This window comes from Arthrobacter sp. Hiyo1, from assembly GCF_001263615.2.
Classification (GTDB): Bacteria; Actinomycetota; Actinomycetes; order Actinomycetales; family Micrococcaceae; genus Arthrobacter.
Map to the genome: position 1 here is coordinate 94585 of NZ_DF952473.1, position 4892 is coordinate 99476.

Below are 4892 nucleotides of genomic sequence, written 5' to 3' on the forward strand. Positions count from 1 at the left end.
CTTCGCTCTGGCCCCAGCTGATGCTGATCGCGGCCGGCGTCGGGGTTGCATGCGAGGCAGCGATAATCGCATCCAGGAAGCCGGCGTCGGTGTTGGGGGCGAAATAGACCAATATGTTGGCCTTTGGCGCCAAGCGCCGACCACCTCGATGTCCAGCAGGACTTCCCCGTCGGCGCCCGACGGATCCTGCCCCGGCTGGTTCGCCCCGCCGTCGACTCCTACTGCGGTGACGCTTGGCGTGGGGATACCAAGGCCCAGGAAGTACGTGTCAAGGTCTTGCTGCCCGTAGCCGCCACCCAGCTCGAGGATGGCAACGGTTTGGCCCGTCCCGTCCGTTCCCGCAGGGAAATTGTAGATCCTTCCCAGCTGCGGCGGGGTGTAGCTCGCAGCGGCCGCAGCGAGGGGAATGGCGCGGAATTGGGCGCGGGCCTGCGGCCGGTCGTCAAGGCCGAGGACGGCAACGATGACGCCGTCGAGGGCCGCAGGGACGTGGAGGCCTCCGGTGCGGTGCCGGTGGGTGATAGCGGTACCGTCCGGGCTTCGGCTGGTCAGCTCGTCCAGGGATGTCCCGAAAATGCTGCTCATCTGCTCCACGGTTCCGGCCAGCCGAATCCTGCGGCTGGCCGCGTCCGACTCCACGACGTCGAGACCAAGGTTGGTGAAAGTGCCTACAGCAAGATCCAGGTCTGCGGCCGATGCGCCGTATCGGGAGGCAAGTTCGTCCCGCGAAAGCACAGCGGACGGCACCTCGGGCATTTCTTCCTGGCGCCTCAGGATGACTGTCGCTTCGATCCGATGGGAAGGATCGACAGGGCCGAGAATGTCCCGGAGGCCCGGGGCGGGAGCCCTGTCCGATCCTGGTAGCGGAACGCTTTGCGTCTCCCCCGGCCGACGATCTTCTGGAGTGTCCTGCATCGACATTGGTGCCTCCTAGCCTCACGGTGACAGAGCTCCGTCCCCTGCGATTATGCACCAGGAGTCACTTTGGCACCATGGCCTGGAAGGCCACAGGCTGCGACGATCTGAACGATGGCGGCTCCCGAAAGTGCTTGGGTACGGCGTACGCACGCGGTAGCGTGGGGCCTTGGCGGGCCATGCCACCGCAGCGGCGAGTCAAAGGAGCGAACCATCAATAGGTCACACCGAACATCAGCCCATGAACCCGACACTGCAGTAGAGCTGAACCCCGTCTTCAGCCGACCCGGAGAATCCAGTATTTTTCCACGGTTCACCATTCCGGACGGTGAGTCCCTTCCGTCGACCGCCTATCAGGTTGTCCACGACGAAGCCATGTTGGACGGCAACTCCCGCTTGAACCTGGCAACATTCGTTGGAACGTGGATGGAACCGGAAGCGTCGAAGCTGTACGCCGAGACGTTCGACAAGAACATGATCGACAAGGACGAGTACCCGCAGACGGCGTTGATCGAAACCCGTTGCTGGCGGATGCTCGCAGACTTGTGGAACGCACCCGATCCCGCCAAGTCAGTCGGGACCTCAACGATCGGTTCTTCCGAGGCGTGCATGCTGGGCGGCCTGGCCTTGAAACGTCGCTGGCAGCACGCACGGAGGGCGGCCGGCCTGTCCACGGACAAACCCAACCTGGTCCTCAGCTCGGCCGTCCAAGTGTGCTGGGAGAAGTTCTGCAACTACTGGGACGTGGAGGCCCGCTTCGTTCCGGTGTCGCAGGAACACCAAATGCTGGACGGCTACGAGCTGGACAAGTACGTCGATGCGAACACCATCGGCGTTGTCGCGATCATGGGCGTGACCTACACGGGGGTCTATGAACCCGTCGAGAAGATCTCGGCGGCGTTGGACGAGATCCAGGCAAAGCGGGGCCTTGATATTCCGATCCACGTCGACGGCGCCTCCGGAGCCATGGTTGCACCTTTCCTGCAACGGGAGACCGTCTGGGACTTCCGCCTGCCGCGGGTTGCCTCGATCAACACCTCCGGCCACAAGTACGGCTTGGTCTACCCCGGCCTCGGCTGGATTATCTGGCGTGACGAGCAGGCACTCCCCGAGGACCTGATTTTCCATGTCAGTTACCTGGGCGGGAACATGCCGAGCTTCGCCCTGAACTTCTCACGCCCCGGCGCCCAGGTGCTCCTTCAGTACTACCTGTTCCTCCGGCTCGGATACGAGGGATACAAATCCGTCCAGGCAACCTCCCGGGACGTGGCACTCTATCTCTCCAGTGAAATAGGGGCAATGGAGGCGTTTACTTTGTGGAGCGACGGATCCGACATTCCTGTCTTTGCCTGGCAACTCACCGACGGCTACACCGAGAGGTGGAACCTTCACCACTTGTCCGAAAGGCTGCGGATGAATGGGTGGCTCGTCCCCGCCTACCCCATGCCGGAAGGATTGAGCGAGATCACAGTCCAACGGATCGTTGTCCGCAACGGATTCACCCGCGACCTCGCATCCAGTTTCCTGGCCGATCTCAAGAAAGAAGTCGCCTACCTGGACGGCCTCACGGCACCGATGCCCGCCGGTGGGCAGACCCAGGCGTTCCACCACTAGCCAGCAGCAGCTTCGCCGCCAGACGATTGAAGGAAGGATGCGTGCCATGTGCCGATTGTTCGGCTTGCATGCCGGTTCGCAAGCAGTCCGGGCCACTTTCTGGCTTTTGGACGCCCCGGACAGCCTCGCTGACCAGAGCCGGCGCGAGCCCGACGGCGCCGGCATAGGCACCTTTGACGGTGACGGCAAGGCCCATGTCGCCAAGCAGCCACTCGCCGCATGGGAGGACCACGCCTTTGCACGTGAAGCACGGGTCCTGAAGAGCACGACATTCCTGGCCCATGTGCGATATGCCAGCACCGGCGCGCACACCATGGTCAACACGCACGCTTTCGAGCAGGACGGGAGGTTGTTCGCCCACAACGGTGCCTTCGGCGATCTTGAGCGGTTGGACCAGCGGCTGGCGGAGTCCGGTGTCGCGGATCTGGTGAAGGGCCAAACAGACAGTGAGCGCCTCTTCGCTTGATCACCGCGGAGAGCAGAAGAGCGGATGGCGACGTCGGCGAAGGTATCATCCGAGCGATCAGCTGGATCGCCAAGGAACTGCCGGTGTTCAGCTTGAACCTCATCCTGACGACGGCGAGCGACGTTTGGGCAGTCAGGTATCCGGACACGCATGAGCTTCACATTCTGGAACGGCTTCCTGCCCGCTCGGCCGAGGCGGCTCCCCTGGACGCGCGGAGCTCCAGGATCCGCGCCCACAGTAGGGAGGCCTCGCGTGCAGGACACGTCCTCATCGCCACCGAGCCTATGGATGACAACCCCGAGTGGAGAGCGCTTCCCGGTGGTGCCCTGGTCCACGTCAGTCCGGATCTGGCTGTGACCATCAGCCACCCCTTCCCGGAGGCTCCCGCACATCCCCTTACGCTGGCCGATCTCTCCCCCTCCGCGGCCGCATCCCAGAAACCGTGATCCTCGAACACAAAACGTCGCCCGGCGACTTAGCCTGGAGCTCGCGTGTTCATCGCGCCCGTGGGCCCTGCCGCACATAAGATCGATCCATGACCGCTGAAGTCGAATCCGAAACCGCCTTCGTCCCGGCCGTCCAACTCGACGGGCAAATGAGCATCAACGACGTCCTGCTGGAGTTGGGGCGGGAACCCGTGGTCTATCCGTCCGCGAACGCCGATGCGGGCGATTTCCATATTTTCTAGCACGACGCCCGGATCCCGGACGACGTCGGGGTCCTCACCGCTGCCGGGAGGTGTCGTTAATAGAGGTACTGTCAGGGACTCCCTCAGGGCGCTACGAGGTCACTATCGTTGATCGCATGGACAACCGCAACGACGCTCGCGACTTCCTTGCGTCCCGGCGCGCGAAGATCACCCCCGAACAGGCAGGGCTGCGACGTCGGGCGGCAATCGGCGAGTACCAGGCTCCGTCGCGGCGAAGTCGCGACCCTCGCCGGAGTGAGCGTTGAGTATTACACCCGGCTCGAACGCGGGAACCTTGCGGGAGTGTCGGAGAGCGTCTTGGAGGCACTGGCGAGGGCCCTCCAACTCGACGAGGCTGAGAGTGCGCACCTGTTCGATCTGGCGCGTACCGCCGGAACAAGCAAGAGGCAGCGTCGATCCGCACCACAGCAGGTCCGGCCAAGTGTGCAGTTCGCCCTTGACGCCATTACTGACGCGCCGGCATTCGTCCGCAACGCCCGCATGGACATCCTTGCCGCCAACAAACTCGGCCTTGCTTTGCATTCCGAGATGTACGTCAACCCAGTCCGGCCCGCCAACTACGCACGCTTCATATTCCTGGATGAAGAACGGGCCCGGCGGTTCTTCCCGGATTGGGAACTCGCCGCCAACAATATGGTTGCCATCCTCCGCACCGAGGCCGGCCGCGACCCCTTCGACCGCGGGCTGAGCGACCTTGTAGGAGAGCTTTCCACCCGAAGCGATGAATTCCGCACTCGCTGGGCCGCGCACAACGTGCGCCGCCACTACAGCGGTTTCAAGCATTTCCACCACCCGTGGTGGGTGAACTCCGCCTACTTTTCGAGGCAATGGAATTGTCGGCGGACACCGGCCTCTCGCTGTTCATCTACCCTGCAGAACCTGGCTCCCCCTCTGCAGACGCCCTGCGCCTCCTCGCGAGCTGGGCAGCCACCCAGGAAGTGGCGGAGCAACCTCAAGCCGCACCTACGGCAGGTGGGGCGTGATCGCAACCGGTTAGCCTATGGTCTCGGGTCCAGGCGTCCCTCCCCGTCGCCTCGGTCGTCGTCCCGCTCCCGACGGCCGCCGTCGTCGTCCCGGTCCCGACGGCTACCCGCACTATCCGGATCCGAGCGGTTGCCGGCATCCGGGTCCAAACTCTTCTGCCCGCCGCAACCTGTCCTGCGAGACTTCGTTGGCGCGCTCGGCGGC

Annotated in this window: 5 protein-coding genes and 1 pseudogene; 5 read left to right on the plus strand and 1 reads right to left on the minus strand. The window is 63.8% G+C overall.

What is annotated here, in order from left to right:
* Positions 1-915 (minus strand): protease pro-enzyme activation domain-containing protein (locus tag AHiyo1_RS15975; protein ID WP_253257389.1); only part of this gene is annotated, 915 nt, incomplete at its 3' end.
* A 213-nt stretch (positions 916-1128) separates the two neighbouring features.
* Here AHiyo1_RS15975 and AHiyo1_RS15980 point away from each other — a divergent pair.
* The 5 genes and pseudogenes from AHiyo1_RS15980 (at position 1129) to AHiyo1_RS15990 (ending at position 4687) form a co-directional block, all read left to right on the plus strand.
* Positions 1129-2529, plus strand: coding sequence for a glutamate decarboxylase (locus tag AHiyo1_RS15980; protein WP_059389214.1), 1401 nt, complete (start codon positions 1129-1131; stop codon positions 2527-2529).
* Between the two features lie 46 nt (positions 2530-2575).
* On the plus strand, positions 2576-2995 hold the full coding sequence (locus AHiyo1_RS27005; RefSeq protein ID WP_253257390.1) for a class II glutamine amidotransferase: 420 nt from the start codon (positions 2576-2578) through the stop codon (positions 2993-2995).
* 83 nt (positions 2996-3078) lie between these two features.
* On the plus strand, positions 3079-3441 hold the full coding sequence (locus tag AHiyo1_RS27010; RefSeq protein WP_253257391.1) for a class II glutamine amidotransferase: 363 nt from the start codon (positions 3079-3081) through the stop codon (positions 3439-3441).
* Between the two features lie 89 nt (positions 3442-3530).
* A complete protein-coding gene (locus AHiyo1_RS24845) occupies positions 3531-3683 on the plus strand; it encodes a hypothetical protein (RefSeq protein ID WP_172465612.1) in 153 nt (50 codons plus the stop codon).
* A 116-nt stretch (positions 3684-3799) separates the two neighbouring features.
* Positions 3800-4687: pseudogene (locus AHiyo1_RS15990) on the plus strand (helix-turn-helix transcriptional regulator).
* The last annotated feature ends 205 nt before the right edge of the window (positions 4688-4892 follow it).

What these genes read in the sequence shown, in the direction of transcription:
- AHiyo1_RS27005 (WP_253257390.1), top strand. Translation starts at nt 2,576, where the DNA reads ATGTGCCGATTGTTCGGCTTGCATGCCGGTTCGCAAGCAGTCCGGGCC.
- AHiyo1_RS24845 (WP_172465612.1), top strand. Translation starts at nt 3,531, where the DNA reads ATGACCGCTGAAGTCGAATCCGAAACCGCCTTCGTCCCGGCCGTCCAA.